Source organism: Paraburkholderia sp. (assembly GCF_035501035.1).
GTDB lineage: Bacteria > Pseudomonadota > Gammaproteobacteria > Burkholderiales > Burkholderiaceae > Paraburkholderia.
The window spans coordinates 1-23,853 of record NZ_DATJWR010000491.1; the positions used below are offsets into that span (position 1 = coordinate 1).

The following is a 23,853-nucleotide window of genomic DNA, read 5'->3' on the forward strand; positions in this document are numbered from 1 at the left end:
ATCGGGATCGAGTGCGGGTGAAGAATCGGTCATGGCGGGCTTTCCATCGGGTTCTGCGTGGCGTACCCGTTGCCGGGCAAGCGCAGGATTCTACCCGCATCGCGCGGTGCGCAGCGGACGCCGCATCACACGCTACCCTGATCCCGATTATCCCGGCACTCGGCTTTCGATATCGGCGGAGCGCTTTTAATTATTGCCATCCACGCAATGCGCCATTTCACTGCACGCATCAGAGTTAAATGAATTTCGCGGGCAAAAAAAAACGCGGCCCGAGAGCCGCGTAAAAACAGATGAAAAAAGACCACCCTTGGTCGAGGGCTGGGCGAATTGTAACGCGGCACCCCGCGAGCATTCACTCCACAACCTGGAACAGTACTTTTCAAAAAATGACGAGGATCGCCCTTGAAAAAATGGGACATCCACGCTAGAGCATGCCTGACGGGGTCTTTTCCCGTCGTCGCGGATGGACAACGGGCTCCCGCTTCCACGCATTTCGCCACGGTAACTAATCTCTTGAAAATCTCTTTATATACGAAAGCTTACGGGCGTTAATTCTGGAATCAAATCCATCCAAATCACCTTTTCAGCGATTCGCGAGTGAAACAGGCATGACGGGTATATACATCGTAGCGAATCATCGCGCACGGAAGCCGATTATTATTATTCGACTGCGAAATATCCAGCGCTTCTGGACAGAAAGCATGAGAAACCCTCGTTCTCGCAGGCGTCCACCGTGTTTTTGTGACGAGCGCCTATGCGTCAGGTAATGGTGCTGCCCAGCGCCGACTCGACTACTTGCTGAAGCAAGCACGGACGCCCATCTAGCCTGCGTCTACCAGCATGCCTCGGACTCGGCCGGTTAGAACGGCGACGGCTCGCGCATTGAGAACCTGGCTGCGATCAACACGTTGTCGCCTTCTTCGACGAACAACCCGGTCGCCGCGACGATCGCCCTGCGTCAACGCTTCTGATCGTTCGAGCCCGCAGGCAGTTGGCGCGCTTCGCCGCTGCCTTTCCTTTGCGAAACACTCATGCGCCACGAGAGCATGTGCGTTTGTTTCTCGCTTTCACATTGGCAACATCTGCACGTCATGCGTGTGCGCGGCTTACGCCATGCATTCACTGTTGCATCTTTTTACGTATGGCTGTGCCTTGATCCAGGTCAGCGTGCGTATACTCATCGGCATACTCCGCTGCATCGACCTTGTCACGTCGCCTATGAAAACGCTCACGCAACGACTCCTCTCCGCTACCGCACTCGCACTCGTCGCCGCTTGCGGATCGACACCTCCGTCCGGCACCGCCTCGAGCGGTGAAACCATGATCTACGCTTCGTCGGCGCGTTCGGCGGCCTCGGTCGCGGGTTGCCTCCAGGAGCGTCTGCCTAACGTGCACGCATCGCGTGACGGCAACATGACCGAACTCAGCGTGGGCTCACGCTCGGACGCGTCATACCTGGTCACGCTCACGCCTAACGGATATGGTTCGGTGATTCGCGTCACGCATGGCGCCTCTGCATCGAACGATCCGCCTGAAGAAGAGCTGCGCTTCGACGTCGCGCGCTGCACCACCTGACGCGTCAGCGCACATCGTGCGGCAGTGCGATCGAGACATCGCGCGTCGCACGATAAAACGCATGTCGCCCCTGTCATAAAGGCGACACATCTGCGAAGATTGCGCCCCCTTCGACTTCGCAACACACCGCTTCATGGCTTCAGGCACCGCACATCACGCCACGGGTTGGGCCGCTGGCGTCATCGCCGCCGCAATCGTCACGCATCAGGGCGCCGACAGCCCCTGGCATCTCTTCGCTGCCCTCGCTTTCGTGGCCGGTGTCGCGGGCGGATCAGCGCCCGACTGGCTCGAAGTTGCGTGGTGGCGCAAGAAGCGGCGCCTCTGGATCACGCATCGCACGCTCACGCATTGGGGCATCGGCTGGATCGCGTTGCTCTTGTGGTCGTATCACAAGCTCGGGCATCTGCCCGTTGCTGCGCCCGCGTTCGGCTTCGCTTGTGGAGGCGTGATTCATTTGTTCGCCGATTGGCCCAATCCGCTTGGCGTGCCCTGGGTCCTTCGGCGGCATTCGCTGAACTGGTGGCGCAGCGGACGATGCGACATGATCGTCGTAGCGGCTTCGTGGGTGGCGGCCTGGTTCTTTGCCGTGCACGGCGTCCCGCACGACTGGTCGCTCGGGCCGCTACGGCGGATCGTTTGATCCGCAGTGCGGTTGGCAACGCCATGTGATGTGGGCGCAGCCTGATGATTGATCAGGCATCCCAGGTAATTGGCAGATGCGGGCTCGTTCGGCCAGCATCGAATCGCTCGACCGCCGGCGAGTCACCAGCGGCCGTTGCCTTCGTTGCCGTTACCCTGCCAGCGCGGCCTGCCGCCCGAACCGTTGGCGTCCTGCCGGCTGCCCCCAGCCAGGTGGCCTTGCTGCCCCGCGCCGCCCGCTCCCGGGTTTGCGCCGCGCCAGTTCGCGTCACGCCCGTCACGCATGGCCGCCGTCGCCTGGCCTGGCTGCGGGCCGGCGTAGCCCCCCGTCGGCGCGGCACGTCCGCCTCGGTCATCGCGCGTGCCGTGCCAATCGGCTCGCGGCGGCTCATTGTGATACGCGCGCGCGTCGCGGCTTCCGTTTACCACGACACCGACCTGGCCATAGGCCGGCGGATAGTCGTACGCCGACGCGTAGCCATACTCCGGCGCCGCGCCATAGCCGGGCGCTAGCGCGTAACCCGGTTCGTAGTAGCCGTAACCCGGCCCAACGACGCACCCCGCCAGCGAACCCAACGCACCCGCCGCCAATAACCGTCTCAACATATCGAATTCCCGTTTACAACCTGACTGCATGCGGAACGCCCCGACTGGCACGAGCCTGTGCCTCGATCGCGTCATCGGCAGAAAAAACCCCGCGTCCGCGGGGTTACTCGTTCCGTTCCGTGCCGGCATCTTACCGGCAGTGCTTGACCCAGTGATGATGTTCGCGAACATTATGGCATTGGCGATGGTGTACATCGGCTTGGGCAGGCGAAACGCCAGCAGCGGCAACGACGAGTGCGGCGAGGACGAGAAGAATCTTTCTCATGAGCGACTCCCTGAATTGAGAACTTGAGAAACGCAAAACGACCGGCATCGGACCAGATGCAAGCGCTATAGGGCCAGTCCGGTCAATACCGGGAATCGCATCCTGGCAGGAACCGAAATATCGCGCCATCAATGCAAAATATCGATTAACAAAATGCATGGCACGAATTGACTCTGCGGCATTTGATCGGAGCGAAATGTTACTTATCGTTTTAATAAGCCCCAAAGAAAAAGGCGCCGCCCCGCTAAAGGACGCCGCCCCTTAATCACCTCACGCCATATTCAGGCTTCCTGCTCGCACTCCGCACGGCCCATCCGGTAGCCGACGAGCAACCCGGCGTCATATGCCGATTCCAGCGCGCGGCCGATATCCTCGGCGCTTACCATGTGGGCGTCCGCTGTCAGTTTGCCGGTCAATTCGAAGCTCTCGATACCAAGGGTTCTGCGCGAGATCGCAAGCAATAACTCAAGTCGCTCGTCATGCATTTTGTTCCCCTTACTTGATCCATATCATTCAGCCACTATGATAATTATCAAAATGTAAGGTGCTGCGCGACGCATCGCCGCATATTGAGCCAATACTCTAATATTCTTGACGAGAGATTTTTAAATTTTGTTAAATTAGGTGTCGAGCATTATTTAAATATCGTTAAATTAATCGCGGATTACCGTTAATCGAGATAACCGCCGGGCACCTCGAACCTCGAAGCGTAGCTGCCGGCCGACTGGCGCCGGGAAACGGGTTCTCGGGTTCTCGGGTTCTCGGGTTCTCGGGTTCTCGGCCCCTCAGCCTTTCGCATCGGGCGAACGCTTGCCAGCAGTCGCGGAGCGAGTACGACGCGACCGCGACGCCCCCCCGCCCTCCGGCAACACCTCGCGTTCGCGCGCGGCGCGCCGAACCGCCTCAATCAAGGCGCGCCCGGCGAGTGTAGGCTGCGTATCGGTGCGCTGAATCACCCCGACCGGCTCTTCACCACCCGCTGAAGGCAACGGCAACCGCACCAGCGTCCCGCGCCGCAAGTCGTATTCGACGGCGCCCGCGGGCACGAACCACACGGCGTCGTTCTGGAGCGCGAGCGCGCGCCCCACCGAAACCGAGAGCAACTCGACAAACGCCGAGAGCGGCGCCGCACCCCACGCGGCGAGCAAGCTGTCTGCGGCCTGGCGGATCAGGGTGCCGAACGGCGGCAGCACGAGCGGAAACGTCGCGAGTTGCGCGGGCAGTCCCGCGCCCTGCGCCAGCGGATGCGCCGCACGCACCACCACGGCGAGGGGCTCGTTGTACAACTGCTCGAAGCTCAAGCCGACCATGCGCTCGGGATCGGCCAGCCGGCCGACGGCGAAGCCGATCGCGCCGGTCTTCAGGCGTTCGAGCAATTCCGTGTTGGCTCCTGTCACGAGCCGCACGCTCACGCGCGGCCATTCCTGTCCGAAATGGCGCAGCGCGCCCGGCAGCAAGGCCGTCGCCACCGTGGGCAACATCCCGATATCGATCGTAGCGGCCACTGCGCCTTCATCGCGCGCGAGCAAGGCCACGCCCTGACGCAGCGCGCTCACGCAAGCGCTCGCGTGCGGCATGAAGAGCTGCCCCTCGCGCGTCGGCACCGCACCGTGGCGACCGCGCTCGAACAGCTTCACGCCAAGCACCAGTTCCAGCTCCGCGATCGTCTTCGATACTGCGGGCTGCGTCACCGAAAGACTCTCGGCGGCCTGCTGCACGCTGCCCATCTGGGCCACGGCCAGAAAGCACTGCAGATGTCGGAATTTGACGCGTCCGTCCGCGAGCCGGTTTTGCATAACGATTCGTTATACGAGATACGAAAAAACATCATTTTGCATAACTTTTCGCATTGGATAAAGTGGCGTCAATGGCTCGCACCGCAAAGCACTCGCAGCGCCGAGCCCCCTTCCCCCCAAAATCCTTCGAGGAGACACCCCATGGACGAGTCCATCCTGTCGCCGCGCGACTTCGACTCGCATCCCGCGTACGTTTATCCGCCGTACCGTTCGTCGGTCAAACGCGGCCCCACGCTTCCGCTCATTCCGCTCAAAGAAAAGCTGCGAAACCAGCATGCGCCCGTGTATGGCACCGACGACCTTGGCGCGCTCGATCACGATCTCACGCGTAACGCTGCCCGCAATGGCGCGCCGCTCGGCGAGCGCATCATCGTGACGGGCCGCGTGCTCGACGAAGGCGGCAAGCCGGTGCGCAATACGCTGGTCGAAATCTGGCAAGCCAACGCCGCCGGCCGCTACGTCCACAAACAGGACCAGCACGACGCGCCGCTCGACCCCAACTTCCTCGGCGCGGGCCGCTGCCTGACCGACAACAACGGCTGCTACCGCTTTCTCACGATCAAGCCGGGCGCGTACCCCTGGGGCAATCATCCGAACGCGTGGCGCCCCAATCACATCCACTTTTCGCTGTTCGGCGATTATTTCGGCTCGCGCCTCGTCACGCAGATGTATTTCCCCGGCGACCCGCTGCTCGCGTTCGATCCGATCTACCAGGGCACGCCCGAGCACGCACGCGAGCGCATGATTTCGCGCTTCTCACTCGACACCACCGAAGAAGGCTTCGCGCTTGGCTACGAATTCGACATCGTGCTGCGCGGCCCGAACCAAACCCCCACGGAGCGTTGAACCATGGCACTCAAGGAAACGCCTTCGCAAACCGTCGGCCCGTACTTCGCCTACGGCCTGTGTCCCCAGCAATACGACTTCGATCTGAAGAGCCTCTTCACGGCGGACGTCGTAGGACCTGAAACGCCGGGCGAGCACATCACGCTGATTGGCCGCGTGCTCGACGGCGACGGCAACAGCGTGTTCGACGCGATGTTCGAGTTCTCGCAGGTCGACTCGAACGGGCACTATCCGGCTTCGCGTGAGGAAATCGCACGAAACGGCTTCCGTGGTTTTGCGCGCGTGGGCACCGGCACCGATCCACAGCATCGCTTCATCGTGCACACAGTGAAGCCGGGCAGCGCGAGCGCCGGCGAGGCGCCGCACCTGAACGTGATCGTGATGATGCGCGGGATGCTGACGCACACCTTCACGCGCATTTACTTCGAAGACGAGGCCGCCGCCAACGCCGCCGACCCGGTGCTCGCATCGGTGCCCGCAGCGCGCCGCGACACGCTCATCGCGCGCCGTAGCGAGCAGGCCGGCAGCATCGTCTATACGTTCGACATCCGCATGCAGGGCGAACGCGAAACGGTGTTCTTCGATCTGTGATGCATTGCGGCGAGCGCTGGCCGGCTCGCCTGCACTTTCACGCAACTTTCACGCGTACTTAACAAAGGGGCCTCATCATCGCCCCGCCGCGACCCGATCGCGGAACTCCGAGCCGTACCTTGCGAAGCCTGCCATACGCAGGCTTCATTTTTTTCGATCGAGTTGGAGGCTGCGCTTCCAGGCAGCGGGCGAGGCGTCAGCCGAGTGGCCGTATGCCGATCAACGCGCCATGCAGCCAAAAGCCGAACACGGCCCAGGCCAGGAGCCCGATCACGACAACGAGCCCGTCGCGCGACGCCCGTCCCGGCGGATAGACGACGCCGGCTTCGCGATCGCGCCGGTTCTCGACGCGAAGCGCGATCAGCGCCCAGATGAGAAAAACCGCGAATAGAAGGATGGCATGGAGCGTGCCGTTGGCGAGCAGATGCGCGAACGCCCATAGTGCGACGCCGCTCACGAAGGGCTGGCCGAGCGCGCGCTTGATGTGATTGCCGGGCACATAGGCCGCCGCGATCATCACAAAGGCGATGGCGGCCAGCAGCGCCGTGACGTCGTCCATCCAGAAAGGCGGCAGCCAGATCGGCACGGGATAGCGGCGCGAAAGGCCGTAGCCATAGACGATGAGCACGAAGCCTGCAATCGAGAGCACCGCAAACGCACCCCGCCAGGCCTGCGGGCCAAAGCGCTCGATTTGCGCCGCGCGCCATGGCCCGGCCACGATGCGGATGGAATGCACGCCGATGAAGATCACGAGGCCCAGCACGAGTATCGCCATGACAACCTCCCTGCCGCAGCATGAACGCAATGGGCGAGATTGTCGCGCAGCTTGATCGCGCGGCCAACCGACGATTTCAATAAACCTGACTAATTACGCACGCGCAAATGCCGCAAAAGAACCATGCGTAAATCATTGCGCACGGAACCGGCTCGAAGCATTCGCCGGCGCAATTAATACCAGTCTTACACCGAAAGGCATTTTAAAACCATGCTGAAAAATACTGTGCACCGCGGCATTGCGCGGGCTTTGCGGCGAGCGCCGCGAACGGTCGAACTGCAACGCCGGCGCGCCTTCACGCACCGTTCATCGCTAACAGCGAAAATGCTCGATATCCTGTCCCGCGTGCTTATAGCGCAACAGCCAGGACGGCATTTCGCCCTCGCCATTCCAGGTATTGCCATAGGCGTCGCGGTACTTCGGTTGTTTTTCGCTTTCGGCAATGGACGCTTCAAGCTCTTCGAGCGTAATGCCGTACTCTTCCATGCGGCGTTGAATCCACAGGATGAGCCGTTCGCGCGCCTCTCCATCGAGGTCGAACATTCGTTAATTCCTCTCGCTTCGTCAAGGGCAAGGCGCCGATGCGACGATCAGCATCGAATCGTCTTTCTTGAAAAGACAAAGGCTTCGCAAACAGACTGCGAAGCCTTGCTGCACTGATGAGGTGGCCTGGGTGGGAACCCGTGACCGGTTCGGAGGGGATCTGCAGTCCGCTGCTCCGCTCGCCAGGTGACGCCGCTACAGGTGAGCGAACGTTTGCTGCAAGCGGAACCCATCATACCTTGGGCCCGCCGCACAGATCAAGCGGTTTCACGGCGGCGCGGGCGTTTGCGGCCCGCGCCGCGCGCTCAGCGAGACCCCGTTGAACCCATTGCCCGCCGCTGCGGCGCCGGCTTCCGATCCGCAACGTCCGTGCCGGCGGCGCCACGCGCCAGCACCGGCGCGAGCGCCGCGCCAGTATGGCTTGCCGCCACCTTCGCAAGCCCTTCGGGGTCGGCGGCCGCAACGATGGTGCCGCCGCCCACGCCGCCTTCCGGCCCGAGGTCGATGATCCAGTCGGCTTCGGCGACCACGTCGAGGTCGTGCTCGATCACGACGACGCTATGCCCCGCGTCCGCGAGCCGGTGCAGCACGCTGATGAGACGCGCCACGTCGGCCATGTGCAGGCCCACCGTCGGCTCGTCGAGCACATAGAGCGTATGCGGAGCCTTCTGCCCACGCCGCGTGATGTCGTCGCGCACCTTGGAGAGCTCGGTCACGAGCTTGATGCGCTGCGCCTCGCCGCCCGAGAGCGTGGGCGAAGGCTGGCCGAGCGTGAGATAGCCGAGACCCACGTCCTTCATGAGCTGCAGCGGATGCCCGATGCTCGTGATCGACGCGAAAAACTCCACCGCCTCGTCGATCTCCATCGTCAGCACTTCGCCGATGTTCCGGCCGCGCCACGTGACAGCCAGCGTTTCCGGGTTGAAGCGCTGACCGTGACAGACGTCGCACGGCACCTTCACGTCGGGCAGGAAGCTCATGCCGATGGTGCGCACGCCCTGGCCTTCGCATGCGGGGCAGCGTCCGTCGCCGGTATTGAACGAGAAACGCGACGCGCTATAGCCGCGCGCGCGCGCCTCGAGCGTATCGGCGAAGAGCCGGCGGATCGCGTCCCACACGCCGATATAGGTCGCGGGACACGAGCGCGGCGTCTTTCCGATTGGCGTCTGGTCGACTTCGAGCACACGGTCGATGCTTTCCCATCCGCTAATCGAGTCGCAGCCTTGCCATGCATGCGAAACCTCGAGCTTCGGCTTGGCGCTCGTGCGCGCGAGCACACTCGAGCGGCGCTCCGCCGCGCTCGGCGCTTTGTCCTTCACGGCCTTGCGCGCGCGGCGCTCGGCCGGAGAAGAGAGCACCGAGCGCCCCACCGCGTCGAGCAGATTGCCGAGCAGCACGTCGCGCGCGAGCGTGGACTTGCCGGAACCGCTCACGCCCGTGATCGCCACGAGCCTTCCGAGCGGAATCTGCGCCGTCACGTTGCGCAGGTTGTGCAGTTTGCCGCCGTGCACCGTGAGCCACTGCCCCGGCACCGCCTCGCGGCCCGCGCGCGTGGGCCGCACTTCGCGCCGCGGCTGCAGCGGATGCACGATCGGGTGCGCGAGATAGCGGCCCGTGAGCGAATCGGGCTGCGCCGCGAGGTCCGCCACGCTGCCCTGCGCGACCACCCTGCCGCCGCGCTTGCCCGCACCAGGCCCGATGTCGATGATGTGATCGGCGCGCCGGATCGTGTCCTCGTCGTGCTCGACCACGACCAGCGTATTGCCCTTTTCACCGAGGTTGCGTAGCGCGTCGAGCAGGATCTGGTTGTCGCGCGGATGCAAGCCGATGGTCGGTTCGTCCAGCACGTAGCACACGCCCTGCAGATTGCTGCCCAGCTGCGCGGCAAGTCGAATGCGCTGCGCCTCGCCGCCCGAGAGGCTCGGCGCCGCGCGATCGAGGCTCAGATAGCCGAGCCCGACTTCCTCGAGGAACTGCAGGCGGCTGCGAATCTCACTCACCACGTCGCGCGCGATCTGCGCGTCGCGGCCGTTGAGTTCGAGTGCATCGACCCAGCGGCGCGTATCGGCCACGGTCCACTGCGCGACGTCGACGATCGGATGCTCGTCGAACGTCACGGCGCGTGCCTCCGCATTCAGGCGCGTTCCGCCGCAATCCGCGCACGGCTCGTCGGCCACGCCTTCGGGCTCCTGCTCCTCGGAAGGCAAGGTCTGCTCGCGGCCGCGGTTATCGTCGGCGACGATCGTGTCGTCGTAGGCAGCGCGTTGCTCGCGCGTGAGCGCGAGACCCGTGCCCACGCAGCTCGTGCACCAGCCGTGCTTGCTGTTGTACGAGAACATGCGCGGATCGAGTTCGGGATAGCTCGTGCCGCACACCGGGCACGCGCGCCGCGTCGAAAGCACCTTCACCGTGCCGATGCGCGCCGTCGAGCCGCCGTTGCCGAGCGCATGGTCGAGGCCGTCGAGCGGCGCGAGCAGATGCACGACGCCCTTGCCCGCTTCGAGCGTGGCGGCGAGCATGGTGCGCAATTGCGCCTCGTTTTCCGGCTCGATCATGAGGTCTCCCACGGGCAGCTCGATCGTGTGCTCTCGGAAGCGGTCGAGCCTGGGCCACGGCGCGACGGGCAGGAATTCGCCGTCGACGCGCAAATGCGTGTTGCCGCGCGCCTTCGCCCATTTGGCGAGGTCGGTGTACACGCCCTTGCGATTGACGACGAGCGGCGCGAGCAAGCCGACGTGCTCGCCGCGATGCTCGCGCAGCAGTTGCGCGACGATCGCATCGACGCTCTGCGACGTGACCGGCGTGCCGTCGTGCACGCAATGCTGCACGCCGAGCTTCACGTAAAGCAGGCGCAGGAAGTGCCACACCTCCGAGGTCGTGGCGACCGTACTCTTGCGCCCGCCGCGCGAAAGGCGCTGTTCGATCGCGACAGTGGGGGGAATGCCATACACGGCGTCGACTTCGGGCCGCCCCGCGGGCTGCACGATCGAGCGCGCGTAGGCGTTGAGCGATTCGAGGTAGCGGCGCTGGCCTTCGTGAAAGAGGATGTCGAATGCGAGCGTGGATTTGCCCGAGCCCGAGACGCCCGTGATCACGTTGAAGCGTCCGTGCGGAATATCGACGTCGAGCGCCTTGAGGTTGTGCTCGCGCGCATTGACGATGCGCACGACATCCTCGCCCTGCATCTCTCGGCGAGCCTGGGCCGCGCGCAACGCGCTTTGCAGCGCCACGCCCTCTTCTTCGGCGACCAGTTCGACGCCGCTGCCGAGCGCCGCTTCATAGCGCTCGAGCGCCGCGCCCGTATGCGAGCGCGGACAAGCGACCACGTCCTCGGGTGTGCCGACGCACACCACTTCACCGCCTGCGTCGCCGCCTTCCGGACCGAGATCGATGAGCCAGTCGGCCGCGCGGATCACGTCGAGGTTGTGCTCGATCACGAGCAGCGAATGGCCGCCCGCGAGCAGCTTGCCGAAGGCACGCATGAGCTTGGCGATGTCGTCGAAATGCAGGCCGGTGGTCGGCTCGTCAAACATGAAGAGGCGCCCGCCCGCTTCCTTGCCGCGCGACTGCGCGGTTTCGGCGAGATAGCCCGCGAGCTTGAGGCGTTGCGCCTCGCCGCCCGAAAGCGTCGGCACTGGCTGGCCGAGCTTCACGTATTCGAGGCCCACATCCACGATCGGCTGCAGCACGCGCAATACTTCGGCATCCTCAGTAAAGCATTGCACCGCCTCGCTCACCGTGAGGTCGAGCACGTCCGCCACCGACAACGTGCGGCCGCCTCGCTCGATCTTCACTTCGAGCACTTCCGCACGATAGCGGCTGCCGTCGCAATCGGGGCAACGCAGATACACGTCGCTCAGGAACTGCATCTCGATGTGCTCGAAGCCCGAGCCGCCGCAGGTCGGGCAACGCCCTTCGCCCGAATTGAAGCTGAACATGCCGGCGCTATAGCCACGCTGTTTCGCGAGCGTCGCCTTCGCGAACAGCTTGCGGATCTCGTCGAACGCGCCGACATAGCTGGCCGGATTCGAGCGCGCCGTCTTGCCGATCGGCGACTGGTCGACGAACACGGCGTCGTTGATGCTCTGCGCGCCGCTCAGCTTACGGTACGTGCCCGGCGCTTCGGTGGCCTTGCCCAGATGGCGCGCGAGCGCGGGATAGAGCACGTCCTGCACGAGCGTCGACTTGCCCGAACCCGACACGCCCGTCACGCAAACGAGGCGCTGCAGCGGAATCTGCACCGTCACGTCGCGCAGATTGTGCTCGCTCGCGCCTTCGAGCAACAGGCTCGGCGTGGCGGCATCCACCGGACGGCGCGCCCAGTGCGAGGCATCGGCGACAGCGCGATGGCCGCCCAGGTATTCGCCGGTCAAGGTGCCCGAGGAACGGATGTCGGCGGGCGTGCCGTCATAAACGATCGTGCCGCCGCGCTCGCCGGGGCCGGGGCCCATGTCGATCAGGCGGTCCGCCGCCAGCATCACCGACGGGTCGTGCTCGACCACGACGAGCGTGTTGCCCGCGTCGCGCAGGCGATGCATCGCTTCGACGATACGGTTCAAATCGCGCGGATGCAGGCCGATGCTCGGCTCGTCGAGCACGAAAAGCGTTTTCGTGAGCGACGTGCCGAGCGCCGTTGTGAGGTTGATGCGCTGGACTTCGCCGCCCGAGAGCGTGCGGCTCTGGCGGTCGAGCGTGAGATAGCCGAGGCCCACGTCGCAGAGGTATTTGAGCCGCGTGCGCACTTCCGCGAGTAGCAGCTTCAGCGCGTCGTCGAGCAATGCTGAGGATAGCGAAAGATTGTCGAAGAAGCGGCGAATGCGCTCGATCGGCAGCAACATCACGTCGTGAACCGTGAGGCCAGGCAGCGCTTCGAGCTGCGTGCGTGTCCAGTCCACGCCATGCGGCAGGAAGCGCGCCGACGGCGCGAGCACGTCGTCCGCATTCTGCTGCGTGCCGAGACGCCACAGCAAGGCCTCGGTTTTCAGGCGCGCGCCGCCGCACGTTTCGCACGGCGTGTAGCTGCGATACTTCGACAGCAGCACGCGAATGTGCATCTTGTAGGCTTTCGACTCCAGATACTGGAAAAAGCGCTTCACGCCGTACCACTGCGTTTGCCAGCTCCCCTTCCAGTCCGGCGCGCCATTGATGACCCAGTCGCGCTGCGCCTCGGTGAGCTCCGACCACGCCGTGTCGCGCGGAATGCCCGCCTTGGCCGAGTAGCGCATCAGGTCGTCCTGACACTCCTTCCATGCCGGCGTTTGCAGTGGCTTGATCGCGCCGCCGCGCAGCGTCTTGCGCTCGTCGGGGATCACGAGCCCCCAGTCGACGCCGATCACGCGGCCAAAGCCGCGGCACACGTCGCACGCGCCATAGGCCGAGTTGAACGAGAACAGCGCGGGCTGTGGGTCGCCATAGCGAAGATCGCTCTCCGGGCAGTGCAGGCCGGTCGAGAAGCGCCAGATCTGCGGCGCGGCCGCCGCTTCGGCCGGCGCATCAGCATCGCTGGCGGGCAGCACGTAGATGTTCGCGCGCCCGCCGCCGCGCCTGAGCGAGGCTTCGATCGCCTCGATCGCGCGGCTTTTTTCCACGTTCTGCATGCGGAAACGGTCGGCGACCACGTCGAGCACCTTGCGCGTGCCTTCGGCGGTTTTCACCTCGCGCTGCGCCTGCACCCGCGTATACCCGCTCGCGGAAAGCCACTGCGCGACTTCTTCCTCGGTGGTCGTATCGGGTAGCTCGACCGGGAACGTGACCACGAGGCGCGGGTCGCCCGCAGCGGTGCGCGCCAGCAGTTCGGCGTAAATCGTCTCGGGCGTATCGTGGCGCACGGGCTGCGCGCTCACGCGGTCGAACAGATTCGCGGCGCGCGCATAAAGCAGCTTCAGATGGTCGTTCAGCTCGGTCATCGTGCCAACCGTGGAACGCGAGCTGCGCACGGGGTTGGTCTGGTCGATGGCAATGGCCGGCGGCACGCCGTCGACGCGATCGACCTGCGGCCGATCCATGCGGTCGAGGAACTGGCGCGCGTAGGCGCTGAACGTTTCGACGTAGCGGCGCTGGCCTTCGGCGTAAAGCGTATCGAAGACGAGACTCGATTTGCCCGAGCCGGACGGCCCGGTGACGACCGTCATTTCACCGGTGTGCAGATCGAGGTCGAGGTTTTTGAGGTTGTGCTGGCGGGCACCACGGATTCGGATGGATCGGTTTTCGCTCACTTGCGCTGGCATTCCGGCTGGATCACACGCGTGGGGCCGGGCAGCGCGCGATTGAGGTGCAGCCCGGCAGCTTGCAGCGCGGCGCGCGTGGAGAAATCGACGCGCGGCCCTGGCTGTCTGGCTGAGATTCTACTGTATATTTATACAGCACGCAGGCCGTGCGTCTGGCGCTGCAACGTGGCGCAATGTCGCAAAATTACGCGCCAGATGACCTCATCGCGTCGCGGCGCGCCACATGCCTTCGTAAGCCGCCTCGACGCCGCGCGCAAAACGCTGGCCGTCCATGAGCGGCGATTGCGCCATGCGCTCGCGCAGCGTACTGCGCAGGCTCGCGAGGCGCGGCAGATCACTCGCGACGCTCACTGCAGTCTCCACGAATGCCTCGTCGGAATCGGCGGCGAGTTCGGCGAGCCCGAGATTCGCCAGCTGGCTCAATCCCGCGCGCCCCGCCACGGTCGGCCCGATGCGCGTGACCACGGGCACGCCCATCCATAGCGCGTCGAGCGAAGTGGTATGGCCGTTGTACGGCAGCGTGTCGAGCCCGAGATCGATCTCGTGATAGCTGCGCAGATAGGCGTCGCGCGGCCTGAACGGCAGGAAGCGCACACGCGCCGGGTCGATTCCGGCCTGCGCGAGCCGCTCTGCGAGGCGGCGTCTCGCGTCGCCTTCCGCTGCCATGAGCACGAGACGCGCAGTGGGCAAGCGTCCGAAAACGCGCGCCCACAGGTGCAGCGTCGCTTGCGTGAGCTTGCAGGGATTGTTCAGGCTGCCGAACGTGATGTGGCCCGCGCTCAGGACCGGCAACGCATTCACTTCGGGTTCCGAAGCAAGCGGGTCATAGCACCAGAACGTGTGTGGAAGGCGCCACGACCGCTCGCTGTAATGGCTATCGTGCGCAGGCGGATCGAGCCAGGGATCGGTGAGCCGCCAGTCGATCGCGTCGATTCCGGTGGTCCCAGGGTACGCAAGCCAGGCAACCTGCACGGGCGCCGGCTTGCGCGCAAACAGCAAAGGCCGGCCATCGGACATGTGCATCGTGAGATCGACGAGGATATCGATGCCGTCCACGCGAATCTTGTCCGCCAGCGCTGCGTCGCTCAACGTGCGGACGTCGTGCCACTTCTCGACGCATCCGGCGAGGCGTGCAGTCGTCGCATCGGGTTTCACCACACTCGAATACGCGTGAATTTCGAAGCGCATGCGGTCATGATGGGCGAGCAGCGGCGTCATGAATAATGCCTGGCAATGCTCACGAAAATCCGCCGACACGTAACCCACACGCAATCGCCTTCCCTGCGCAGATTCGACATGTACGCTCGTACGCGAAGCGCACAGCGGCGCCTCGTGCTGCGCCGACCAGCGACGCGTCTCCTCGAGAATCACATGCGGATCGTGAGTCTGGAACGACAATGCGTACAAGAGGTTGCTGTGCGCAATGAGGTTATCGGGCTCGCTCGCCACCGCCCGCCGAAAGGATTCGATGCCTTCGTCCAGTTCGCCGCTGTCCTTGAGCACGTTGCCGAGGTTGTTGAGCGTCGCCGAGCGCGACGGGTCGAATGCGAGGGCCTTGCGAAGCAGCGTTTGCGCCTCCTCGAGGCGGCCGAGCGTGCGCATCAGGTTGGCGGCGTTGTTGTACGCGTCGACGAAATCGGGCCGCACGCGCAGAGCCGCCTCGTACGCTTCGTGCGCGGCCCGATGCTCGCCGAGATCGCGGCACACGTTGCCGAGGTTGTTGGCCGCCTCCGCATGCGCCGGGTCGAGCGCGAGCGCACGGCGATATTGCGCCTCGGCGTCGCGCAGGCGGCCGAGCTTCTGAAGCGCGATGCCGTAGTTATACGCGGCATGCGCGATCCGCGGGTCGAGAGCCACGGCACGCTCGAGCAGGTGCAAGGCTTCGTTCAGCTGGTCGAGGCGCGTCAACTGCACGCCAAGGTTGATCATGGCGGGCACCGTGTCAGGCGCCGCCGCCAACGCGGCACGCAGGATCTCGAGCGATTCCTCGTCACACCCCTGCTCCTGCAGCAACGTGCCGAGATTCGTCAACGCGTTGGCGTCGCCCGGTTGCACGGCGAGCGCTTGCCGATAAGCCGCCTGGGCCTCGCCGGGTTCGCCCAGCAGGCGAAGGCAATTGCCGAGATTGTTCCAGGCGTCGCCGCGCGTCGCGTCGCATTCCAACGCTCCCCGCCATGCGTCAACCGCCTCGCCCAGTGCGCGCTGCGCCTGCAATGCCGAGCCGAGCCCGCACCAGCAGTCGGCCGAGGAGGCGTCTTCTGCGAGGAGCCCGCGATAGAGCGCCGCCGCGTCGGCATGGCGTCCGGCCATTGCGCACGCCTGCGCCAACGCCTCGCGATAGCGCCGCTGGCCGGGCTCGATGGCGAGCGCACGCTGAAGCCAGTCGATCGCTACGGCCGGCGCGCCTTCCTGCAAGCCGATCACGGCAAGACGAAACATCGCGGCGGCGTGCGATGCATCGACGGCAAGCAGTTGCACATACAACTGACGCGCATGCGCGAGGTCGCCTGCGAAATGGCTCTGGCTCGCGCGTTCGAAGAGGGAATCAGTCTGCATTGGGTTTACCGGATACATGCCACAGGTCGCGGTCAATCGCACTTCGCCGCACAGGCGCAACGTGCGCAACGCGCGCAGCAATCCCGGGCCCAGGATCTTTCATTTGCTTACGCATCGTCACCACCTCTTAACCGATGTTAACGGCAGCTTCGTTCGAAAACTTTTCGGCCGACAAGCAAAACATGCACACCTTCATCGCGCGCCAGGTGGGTTTCCTTCAAACTCGAAAGCCAGGCGTGGACGCGCGGCGACACCGCGATGCGCTCCGCATCCGGCCGCGCGCCGCTACTCTGGAGTACGACGATGAGCAAAACGATGCAAGCTGCGGTAGTTCGCGCGTTTGGCCAACCCCTCGTTCTCGAGGAGGTGACCGTCCCGAGCCCGGGTCCGGGCGAACTGCTCGTGAAGATCGAGGCATGCGGCGTCTGCCATACGGACCTGCACGCCGCGCACGGCGACTGGCCGGTCAAACCGCAACCGCCGTTCATCCCCGGTCACGAAGGCGTGGGGTACGTGGTGGGGGTGGGCACCGGCGTCACGCACGTCAAGGAAGGCGATCGCGTCGGCATTCCGTGGCTTTACTCGGCCTGCGGCCATTGCGAACATTGTCTCGGCGGCTGGGAAACGCTCTGCGAGCAGCAGCAAAACACCGGCTATTCGGTCAACGGCGGCTTCGCGCAATACGCAAAGGCCAACGCGAATTACGTTGGCCTGCTGCCGCAGAGCGTCGACTTCATCGAGGTGGCACCCGTGCTCTGCGCAGGCGTGACGGTCTACAAGGGCCTGAAGGTCACCGACACGCGGCCCGGCAACTGGGTCGTGATTTCCGGCGTGGGCGGCCTCGGTCACATGGCCGTGCAATACGCACGCGCAATGGGGCTCAATGTCGCGGCCGTCGATATCGACGACAAGAAGCTGGACCTCGCGAAGCGTCTCGGCGCGACCGTGACGGTCAATGCAAAGACGACCGATCCCGCCGCGTACCTGAAGAAGGAGATCGGCGGCGCGCACGGCGTACTCGTGACCGCGGTTTCGCCGATCGCGTTTTCGCAAGCGCTCGGCATGGTGCGCCGGGGCGGCACGGTGTCGCTGAACGGGCTGCCGCCGGGCGACTTCCCGCTGCCGATCTTCGACATGGTGCTGGGTGGCGTGACGGTGCGCGGCTCGATCGTCGGCACGCGTCTCGATCTCGAAGAGTCGCTGATGTTCGCGCAGGAAGGCAAGGTCAAGGCGACCGTCTCCACCGACAAGCTCGAAAACATCAACGACGTGTTTGCACGCATGGAGCGCGGCGAGATCGAAGGGCGCGTCGTACTCGATATGGCCGCCTGAGCGGCGCGCGAGGCTCGAGAACAAATGCGCCGGGCGCCGCCGCCAAGCGACGCCCGGCGCAGCGCATCTGATACGGCGAACGCGAAGCGAAGCACGCTTTCAGCGCGCGACTTCCACGCCCACCAACATCGTCAGCTCGTGCCGTTCCGTCACCCACGCGCCGATCTTCTTGCGCTACGCGACGGTCGATAACGTTCAGCCAGCCTTATAGCGCTCGAGCCAGTGTGCGTACGGTGCGGGCAACGTCCATGCCGCACGCTCGACGCCGAGCTCCTGGGCCGCGTGGTACGGCCAATGCGGATTCGCGAGATGCGCGCGTCCCACCATCACGAGGTCGAGCTGCTCCGAGGCCACCGTGCGCTCCGCCAGCGCAGGCGTGCCGATCCCCCACGCCGACGACACCGGCAACCCCGCCGCCCGGCGCACCTTTTGCGCGATCGGCGCGAGGAACGCGGGTGCCCACGGAATCTGAGCGGTGGGCGTCGAGAAGCCGACGCTCACGTTCAGCATGTCGAGCCCTTCGCGCCTGAAGCCCTTGGCGAGCTCGATCGATTCGGCGAGCGTCTCTTCATCGCAGCCGTCGTACTCGATCACACCGAAACGGGCTGTGAGCGGCAGGTGCTCCGGCCAGACCTTGCGAACCGCGGCCAGCGTTTCCAGCAGGAAACGGCTGCGGTTTTCGAGGCTGCCGCCATACGCGTCGTCGCGCTGGTTCGAATGCCCGGAGAAGAAGCTCTGGCCGAGATAGCCGTGCGCAAAATGCAGTTCGAGCCATTCGAAGCCGGCGTCGAGCGCGCGCTTCGCCGCGGCCACGAAGTCCTCGCGCACGCGTGCGATGTCGTCGAGCGTCATCGCTTTCGGCACCTTCGGCAGATGCGCGCCGAATGCGATCGCGGACGGCGCGATCGTCGGCCAGCCACGCGCGTCGCCATCGGCAATATGGTCGTCGCCTTCCCACGGGCGATTCGCGCTCGCCTTGCGGCCTGCGTGCCCAATCTGAATGCCGGGCACGGCGCCCGCCGCCTTGATCGCCGCGACGGTCGGCTTGAATGCCTCGGCCTGTGCGTCGTTCCACAGGCCGGTACAACCCGGCGTGATGCGGCCTTCGGGCGAGACCGCCGTCGCCTCGACGATCACGAGGCCGGCGCCGCCGCGCGCGATCTGCGCGTAATGCACGTGGTGCCAGTCGTTGATCACGCCGTCGACGGCCATGTACTGGCACATCGGCGGCACGGCGATGCGGTTGCGCAGGGACACACCCTTGAGCTTGAGCGGTTCAAACAATGCGGACATCTACAGCTCTCCTCATTGGCACATGCCGCGCGAGGCGCGCGGCATGTGCGTCGGTTGGCAGAAACATGGAGCTTCCTTCCGGCTACGCACAGTCGGCCAGCCGCTGCGAGTGGCGCACGCAGCGTTGCCGAAAGGAAAAGGGAACAAGGGGAAAATGCGCGACCGAGACGCGCGTGGCACGCACTCACCCACGGTCAGCAGACACCTGCGCGCTCAAGCGCGGCGCAGTGCCTCGATCAAGGCCTCGGCAACCGGCTCCGACGACGCCGGATTCTGCCCCGTGATGAGCAGGCCGTCGGTGGCCACGTGCGGCTGCCAGTCGGCGGCCTTCGTGTATTGGCCGCCATTCGCCTTCAGCATGTCTTCGACGAGGAACGGCACGACGTCGGTCAGTTGCACCGCCGCCTCTTCCGCGTTGGAAAAACCGGTAACGGACTTGCCGGTCACGAGCGGCCGCCCGTCCGCGCCCTTCACGTGGCGCAGCACGGCCGGCGCGTGGCAGACGGCGGCAACGGGCTTGCCAGCCGCAATCGTCTTTTCGATCAGCGCGATCGACACCGGGTCTTCGGCCAGATCCCAGAGCGGGCCGTGGCCGCCCGGATAGAACACGGCGTCGAACGCACCCGCGTCGACATCGGCGAGACGTTTCGTATTGGCAAGCGCCGTTTGCGCTTCGGTATCGGATGCGAAACGTCGTGTCGCATCGGTCTGCGCCGAGGGGTCGCTGCTCTTCGGATCGAGCGGCGGCTGGCCACCCTTGGGCGAAGCGAGCGTGAGTTCCGCGCCTGCGTCGCGCAGCGCGTAATAAGGCGCGGCGAACTCCTCTAGCCAGAAGCCCGTTTTCTTGCCCGTATTGCCGAGATCCTCGTGCGAGGTCAAAACGATCAGTACCTTCATCGGCGTTCCTTTATTGGTGAGTTTCGGGCGCTCGCGCGCCCTGTGGAAACAGGTGTCATCGGCATCGCACATGCGCTATTAGACCGGTCGTCTAGTTGATCCGCGCAATGCGCGGCAATCGCGGCTTCGTTCAGGCGCCGCTGCCGCCGCTGCTCCGCATTCGATCAGCCGCCAGGCGCCAGGTTCAGCAGGATTCGCGTCGTGGTCATGGCGGTGTCGAGCGGCCGGCGGTCACGATGCATCTTCTCCAGCAGCGTCGCGCCGAGCCACAGTTCGTACAGCATCGTCGCCGTCGTCATGGCGTCGCTTACGCCCGCGAGCGAGCCATCGGCGCGCCCCTCCTCGATGCAAGCCGCAATGCGGGAGACGATCGCATTCGTGCCGCGCCGCAGTACGTCGCGCATCGCCGCGGAGAGGTCGCTCACCTCGGCCCCCAGCTTCACCACGAGGCACTTACCCACCGGGTCGTCGGCGCACTGGATCATGCGCCAATCGTCCCAGTAACGCATGAGCCGCTGCGCAGCCGTACCCGGTTGCCGCACGAGCAGGTCGTCGAGGCGCTCCGCATATTCGGCGAAATACGACGTGAGCAAGGCTTCGCCGAACGCTTCTTTCGAACCGAAATAGTGATAGAACGAACCCTTGGGGACACCCGCTGCCGCGAGGATCTCGTTGAGACCGACCGCGGAAAAGCCTTTGCCCAGCAGGATGGGCATGGCGGTATCGAGGATGTGTTGCCGCACTTCGACGGCTGCCGCTGCATTCATGAGACGGCATGTTACAGAGCGATTAGACCAGTCGTCTAGTAATCTCACACGCTGAGTAGTGGCATTGCAGCCCGGCAGCGCACACCGCCCTGCTGGAATTTCGCATCGGCAACCCGCAACCGCACCACACCAGAGGCAACCCATGACATCACGCACCCTGCTCTGTTACGGCGATTCCAATACGCACGGCACGAAACCGATCACGGTGCCCGGCGTGCTCGAGCGTTTCGGCCCCTCCGACCGTTGGCCCGGCGTGCTGCGCGAAGTGCTGGGGCCGGCCTGGACGATCATCGAAGAAGGCCTGCCCGCGCGCACCACGGTTCACGACGATCCGATCGCGGGTCGGCACAAGAACGGGCTCGCCTACCTGCGCCCGTGCCTCGAAAGCCAGTTGCCCGTCGACGTGGTCGTGCTGATGCTCGGCACCAACGACCTCAAGGCGCGCTTTTCCGTCACGCCCGCCGACATCGCGAACTCGGTCGACGTGCTGCTCGAAACGCTCGTCGCGTGCCGCGCCGGTCCCGGTGGCGCGACACCGCATGTGCTGCTCATGTCGCCGGTGCCCATCGAAGAAGTCGGTTTTCTCGGCGAGATGTTCACGGGCGGCGCGGCCAGATCGCGGCTGCTCGCGCCACTCTACGAGCGCGTGGCCGTGAAGTACGGCTCGGCGTTCCTCGATGCTGGCGAGGTCGCCACGGTCAGCCCCACGGACGGCATTCACCTCGAGGCCGCGCAGCACCATCGCCTCGGCAAGGCCGTCGCGAAAATCGTGCGCCAGCGCTTCGCAGTGTGAAGGCACAGGCGTTTGCGCCACGAAATCTTTCCGAAGCAATATTCGCAGGCACAAAAGAAAAACGCCGCCGGCCCGAAGGCCTGGCGGCGTTTCCTTGCCGCGCCCCGCGAAACGACCGGAGCGCAAGCCAGACAACGATGACGCTTAACGCGACATCATGTTCATGCTGACGTTGTGCATGACCCACAGCGTGCCGATCACGACGATCAGCACCGTCAACGCCGTGAAGCCGAATGCGGTCACATTCCAGCGCTGGCCCGACGACGTGTTCATGTGCAGGAAGAACACGAGGTGAACCACGATCTGCACGACGGCCAGCACGGCCAGGCCGATCAGCGCGGTTTCGCGCGGAAAGCCGCCATGCAGCACGAGCCAGAACGAAGCGGCCGTGAGCACCACCGCCAGGACGAAACCGGCCAGATAGCCGCCGAAGCTGCCGTGGCTTTCTTCTTCGTGGATAGGATGAGCACTCATTTAGATCACGCTCGCAAGATAAACAAAGGAGAACACGCAGATCCAGACGATGTCCAGAAAGTGCCAGAAGAGGCTCAGGCACGACAGGCGGCGAATTTCGCGCTCGCCCAGTTCCGGCGCCTTGAGCGTCTGAACCATCAGCACGATCATCCAGATCATGCCGAACGTCACGTGGATACCGTGGGTGGCCACCAGCGTGAAGAACGACGAGAGGAACGCGCTGCGCTGCGGGCCGTTGCCCTCGGCGATCATGTGCGCGAATTCATGCAGTTCGAAATACAGGAACGTCGCGCCCAGCAGGAAGGTAACGGCCAGCCAGAACAGCACCTGGCCGGTGCGCTTCTTGTACGCGCCGATCATCGCGAAGCCGTACGTGATGGACGACAGCAGCAGCACTGCCGTTTCCATCGCGACGCCCGGGATGTCGAACAGGTCCTTGCCGGTCGGGCCGCCTGCGAACTGGTTCTGCATCACGGCGAACACTGCGAACAGCGAGCCGAACAGAATACAGTCCGTCATCAGGTACAGCCAGAAGCCGAACACCGAGTGTGACGGCGGGTGATCATGGTGATCGTGCTCCGCCAGTGCGGCCGCACTTGTCTTCGTCAACATCAGTTGGCCTCCAGTGCTTCTTCAACCTTGCCACGGCGTTGCTTGTCAGCGAATGCCTTGACCAGTGCGCGATTACGCGCTTCTTCGTCTGCCCGGACCTTGGCGGCCGGGATGTAATAGCCTTCGTTCTTCTGGAAGCTGTAGCCGATAGCCGTCGCGATAATGCCGACGAAGCCAGCGATCATGAGCCACCAGATGTGCCAGATGCCAGCAAAGCCGAGCACCAGGCTGAAGAGACCGATGAACAAACCCGCGCTCGTGTTCGAGGGCATGTGGATGTCGGTGTACTTCGTGTTCACGACGTCCGGCGTTTCACGGCCCATGTCCTTCATGTGCTGGAACTCGTCGAGTTCGCTCACGTGCGGGATGACTGCGAAGTTATACGACGGCGGCGGCGACGAGATCGCCCATTCCAGCGTACGGCCACCCCACGCATCGCCCGTCAGGTCGCGATTTTCCGGCAGGTTGCGGTCGCGGATCGAAACGTACAGCTGCAGGAACTGGTGAACGATGCCGATCAGCACGAGCACGGCGCCGAACCAGGCGATGACCATCCACGGATGCCATGCCGGATTGTCGTAGTGGTTCAGACGGCGGGTTGCGCCCATGAAGCCGAGCACGTACAGCGGCGTGAAGGCAACGTAGAAGCCCGTGAGCCAGAACCAGAATGCGCGCTTGCCGAGCTTTTCGTTGAGCTTGAAGCCGAATGCCTTCGGGAACCAGTAGTTCATGCCGGCGAGATAGCCGAACAGCACGCCGCCGATGATCACGTTGTGGAAGTGCGCGATCAGGAACAGCGAGTTGTGGAGCACGAAGTCCGCGCCCGGGATCGCCATCATCACGCCGGTCATGCCACCGATGGTGAAGGTGACCATGAAGCCGATCGTCCACAGCACCGACGAGTTGAACTCGAGGCGGCCGCGGTAGATCGTGAACAGCCAGTTGAAGATCTTCACGCCCGTCGGGATCGAGATCACCATCGTGGCGATACCGAAGAACGCGTTCACGTCGGCGCCCGAACCCATCGTGAAGAAGTGGTGCAGCCACACGACGAATGCCAGAACCATGATCGCGCAGGTCGCGTAGACCATCGCCTTGTAGCCGAACAGCGGCTTCTTGGCGTACGTAGCAACGACTTCCGAGAAGATACCGAACGCCGGCAGGATCAGGATGTACACCTCGGGGTGACCCCAGGCCCAGATCAGGTTCAGGTACAGCATGGCGTTACCGCCGCCATCGTTCGTGAAGAAGTGCATGCCGAGGTAG

At 64.4% G+C, this 23,853-nt stretch carries 19 protein-coding genes; 6 read left to right on the forward strand and 13 right to left on the reverse strand.

Going from position 1 to position 23,853, the window contains the following annotated elements; genetic code table 11:
- Window positions 1-1,320 precede the first annotated feature (1,320 nt).
- On the forward strand, window positions 1,321-1,575 hold the full coding sequence (locus tag VMJ11_RS33625; RefSeq protein WP_325625470.1) for a sugar ABC transporter ATPase: 255 nt from the start codon (window positions 1,321-1,323) through the stop codon (window positions 1,573-1,575).
- A 133-nt stretch (window positions 1,576-1,708) separates the two neighbouring features.
- Entirely contained in the window at window positions 1,709-2,215 is a 507-nt protein-coding gene (locus VMJ11_RS33630; RefSeq protein WP_325625472.1) for a metal-dependent hydrolase, read from the forward strand.
- Window positions 2,216-2,337: 122 nt separating this feature from the next.
- Here VMJ11_RS33630 and VMJ11_RS33635 read toward each other — a convergent pair whose 3' ends face one another.
- From VMJ11_RS33635 to pcaQ, 3 genes are all read right to left on the reverse strand, one after another.
- Complete coding sequence (locus VMJ11_RS33635) at window positions 2,338-2,820, reverse strand: hypothetical protein (RefSeq protein ID WP_325625473.1); 483 nt, start codon at window positions 2,818-2,820, stop codon at window positions 2,338-2,340.
- A 546-nt stretch (window positions 2,821-3,366) separates the two neighbouring features.
- Window positions 3,367-3,570, reverse strand: coding sequence for a DUF6900 domain-containing protein (locus tag VMJ11_RS33640; protein WP_325625475.1), 204 nt, complete (start codon window positions 3,568-3,570; stop codon window positions 3,367-3,369).
- Between the two features lie 300 nt (window positions 3,571-3,870).
- On the reverse strand, window positions 3,871-4,881 hold the full coding sequence (pcaQ, locus tag VMJ11_RS33645) for a pca operon transcription factor PcaQ (protein ID WP_325625477.1): 1,011 nt from the start codon (window positions 4,879-4,881) through the stop codon (window positions 3,871-3,873).
- Window positions 4,882-5,022: 141 nt separating this feature from the next.
- Here pcaQ and pcaH point away from each other — a divergent pair, with 141 nt between their 5' ends.
- Both pcaH and pcaG read left to right on the forward strand, forming a co-directional pair.
- Window positions 5,023-5,727: a protocatechuate 3,4-dioxygenase subunit beta gene (gene pcaH, locus VMJ11_RS33650; protein ID WP_325625479.1), complete on the forward strand. Its 705-nt coding sequence runs from the start codon at window positions 5,023-5,025 to the stop codon at window positions 5,725-5,727.
- A gap of 3 nt (window positions 5,728-5,730) precedes the next feature.
- Window positions 5,731-6,318, forward strand: coding sequence for a protocatechuate 3,4-dioxygenase subunit alpha (gene pcaG / locus VMJ11_RS33655; protein ID WP_325625481.1), 588 nt, complete (start codon window positions 5,731-5,733; stop codon window positions 6,316-6,318).
- Window positions 6,319-6,514: 196 nt separating this feature from the next.
- Here pcaG and VMJ11_RS33660 read toward each other — a convergent pair whose 3' ends face one another.
- The 4 genes from VMJ11_RS33660 to VMJ11_RS33675 all read right to left on the reverse strand — a co-directional run bounded on the left by VMJ11_RS33660 (window position 6,515) and on the right by VMJ11_RS33675 (window position 16,419).
- Window positions 6,515-7,093 (reverse strand): NnrU family protein, encoded by a 579-nt coding sequence (locus VMJ11_RS33660; protein ID WP_325625483.1) that lies wholly within the window; start codon window positions 7,091-7,093, stop codon window positions 6,515-6,517.
- A gap of 312 nt (window positions 7,094-7,405) precedes the next feature.
- On the reverse strand, window positions 7,406-7,636 hold the full coding sequence (locus VMJ11_RS33665; protein ID WP_325625484.1) for an H-NS histone family protein: 231 nt from the start codon (window positions 7,634-7,636) through the stop codon (window positions 7,406-7,408).
- 305 nt (window positions 7,637-7,941) lie between these two features.
- On the reverse strand, window positions 7,942-13,863 hold the full coding sequence (gene uvrA, locus VMJ11_RS33670) for an excinuclease ABC subunit UvrA (RefSeq protein WP_414694560.1): 5,922 nt from the start codon (window positions 13,861-13,863) through the stop codon (window positions 7,942-7,944).
- A gap of 201 nt (window positions 13,864-14,064) precedes the next feature.
- Window positions 14,065-16,419 (reverse strand): tetratricopeptide repeat protein, encoded by a 2,355-nt coding sequence (locus tag VMJ11_RS33675; RefSeq protein ID WP_325625488.1) that lies wholly within the window; start codon window positions 16,417-16,419, stop codon window positions 14,065-14,067.
- 303 nt (window positions 16,420-16,722) lie between these two features.
- On the opposite strand from VMJ11_RS33675, the gene adhP reads away from it, so the two are divergent.
- Window positions 16,723-17,751: an alcohol dehydrogenase AdhP gene (gene adhP / locus VMJ11_RS33680; RefSeq protein ID WP_325625490.1), complete on the forward strand. Its 1,029-nt coding sequence runs from the start codon at window positions 16,723-16,725 to the stop codon at window positions 17,749-17,751.
- Window positions 17,752-17,946: 195 nt separating this feature from the next.
- Here adhP and VMJ11_RS33685 read toward each other — a convergent pair whose 3' ends face one another.
- From VMJ11_RS33685 to VMJ11_RS33695, 3 genes are all read right to left on the reverse strand, one after another.
- Complete coding sequence (locus tag VMJ11_RS33685; protein WP_325625491.1) at window positions 17,947-19,044, reverse strand: NADH:flavin oxidoreductase/NADH oxidase; 1,098 nt, start codon at window positions 19,042-19,044, stop codon at window positions 17,947-17,949.
- Window positions 19,045-19,257: 213 nt separating this feature from the next.
- Window positions 19,258-19,941, reverse strand: a complete 684-nt coding sequence (locus tag VMJ11_RS33690; RefSeq protein ID WP_325625493.1) for a type 1 glutamine amidotransferase domain-containing protein — start codon at window positions 19,939-19,941, stop codon at window positions 19,258-19,260.
- 164 nt (window positions 19,942-20,105) lie between these two features.
- Window positions 20,106-20,708 carry a TetR/AcrR family transcriptional regulator gene (locus VMJ11_RS33695; protein ID WP_325625495.1) on the reverse strand — a complete coding sequence of 201 codons (603 nt, stop codon included), beginning with the start codon at window positions 20,706-20,708 and terminating at the stop codon, window positions 20,106-20,108.
- A gap of 142 nt (window positions 20,709-20,850) precedes the next feature.
- Here VMJ11_RS33695 and VMJ11_RS33700 point away from each other — a divergent pair, with 142 nt between their 5' ends.
- Window positions 20,851-21,501, forward strand: coding sequence for an SGNH/GDSL hydrolase family protein (locus tag VMJ11_RS33700; protein ID WP_325625496.1), 651 nt, complete (start codon window positions 20,851-20,853; stop codon window positions 21,499-21,501).
- Window positions 21,502-21,645: 144 nt separating this feature from the next.
- On the opposite strand, the gene cyoD is transcribed toward VMJ11_RS33700, so the two are convergent.
- The 3 genes from cyoD to VMJ11_RS33715 form a co-directional block, all read right to left on the reverse strand.
- Entirely contained in the window at window positions 21,646-21,975 is a 330-nt protein-coding gene (cyoD, locus tag VMJ11_RS33705) for a cytochrome o ubiquinol oxidase subunit IV (protein WP_325625498.1), read from the reverse strand.
- Window positions 21,976-22,587, reverse strand: a complete 612-nt coding sequence (gene cyoC / locus VMJ11_RS33710) for a cytochrome o ubiquinol oxidase subunit III (protein WP_325625499.1) — start codon at window positions 22,585-22,587, stop codon at window positions 21,976-21,978. It lies immediately after the preceding gene.
- Window positions 22,587-23,853: cbb3-type cytochrome c oxidase subunit I (locus VMJ11_RS33715; protein ID WP_325625501.1), on the reverse strand; the 1,267-nt coding region annotated here is incomplete at its 5' end. The genes VMJ11_RS33715 and cyoC, both read right to left, overlap by 1 nt.

What these genes read in the sequence shown, in the direction of transcription:
- VMJ11_RS33630 (WP_325625472.1), top strand. Translation starts at nt 1,709, where the DNA reads ATGGCTTCAGGCACCGCACATCACGCCACGGGTTGGGCCGCTGGCGTC.
- cyoC (WP_325625499.1), bottom strand. Translation starts at nt 22,587, where the DNA reads ATGTTGACGAAGACAAGTGCGGCCGCACTGGCGGAGCACGATCACCAT.
- cyoD (WP_325625498.1), bottom strand. Translation starts at nt 21,975, where the DNA reads ATGAGTGCTCATCCTATCCACGAAGAAGAAAGCCACGGCAGCTTCGGC.
- VMJ11_RS33665 (WP_325625484.1), bottom strand. Translation starts at nt 7,636, where the DNA reads ATGTTCGACCTCGATGGAGAGGCGCGCGAACGGCTCATCCTGTGGATT.
- pcaG (WP_325625481.1), top strand. Translation starts at nt 5,731, where the DNA reads ATGGCACTCAAGGAAACGCCTTCGCAAACCGTCGGCCCGTACTTCGCC.
- VMJ11_RS33685 (WP_325625491.1), bottom strand. Translation starts at nt 19,044, where the DNA reads ATGTCCGCATTGTTTGAACCGCTCAAGCTCAAGGGTGTGTCCCTGCGC.
- VMJ11_RS33695 (WP_325625495.1), bottom strand. Translation starts at nt 20,708, where the DNA reads ATGAATGCAGCGGCAGCCGTCGAAGTGCGGCAACACATCCTCGATACC.
- VMJ11_RS33675 (WP_325625488.1), bottom strand. Translation starts at nt 16,419, where the DNA reads ATGCAGACTGATTCCCTCTTCGAACGCGCGAGCCAGAGCCATTTCGCA.
- pcaH (WP_325625479.1), top strand. Translation starts at nt 5,023, where the DNA reads ATGGACGAGTCCATCCTGTCGCCGCGCGACTTCGACTCGCATCCCGCG.
- VMJ11_RS33700 (WP_325625496.1), top strand. Translation starts at nt 20,851, where the DNA reads ATGACATCACGCACCCTGCTCTGTTACGGCGATTCCAATACGCACGGC.
- VMJ11_RS33625 (WP_325625470.1), top strand. Translation starts at nt 1,321, where the DNA reads ATGATCTACGCTTCGTCGGCGCGTTCGGCGGCCTCGGTCGCGGGTTGC.
- VMJ11_RS33635 (WP_325625473.1), bottom strand. Translation starts at nt 2,820, where the DNA reads ATGTTGAGACGGTTATTGGCGGCGGGTGCGTTGGGTTCGCTGGCGGGG.
- VMJ11_RS33640 (WP_325625475.1), bottom strand. Translation starts at nt 3,570, where the DNA reads ATGCATGACGAGCGACTTGAGTTATTGCTTGCGATCTCGCGCAGAACC.
- VMJ11_RS33690 (WP_325625493.1), bottom strand. Translation starts at nt 19,941, where the DNA reads ATGAAGGTACTGATCGTTTTGACCTCGCACGAGGATCTCGGCAATACG.
- adhP (WP_325625490.1), top strand. Translation starts at nt 16,723, where the DNA reads ATGAGCAAAACGATGCAAGCTGCGGTAGTTCGCGCGTTTGGCCAACCC.
- pcaQ (WP_325625477.1), bottom strand. Translation starts at nt 4,881, where the DNA reads ATGCAAAACCGGCTCGCGGACGGACGCGTCAAATTCCGACATCTGCAG.
- uvrA (WP_414694560.1), bottom strand. Translation starts at nt 13,863, where the DNA reads ATGCCAGCGCAAGTGAGCGAAAACCGATCCATCCGAATCCGTGGTGCC.
- VMJ11_RS33660 (WP_325625483.1), bottom strand. Translation starts at nt 7,093, where the DNA reads ATGGCGATACTCGTGCTGGGCCTCGTGATCTTCATCGGCGTGCATTCC.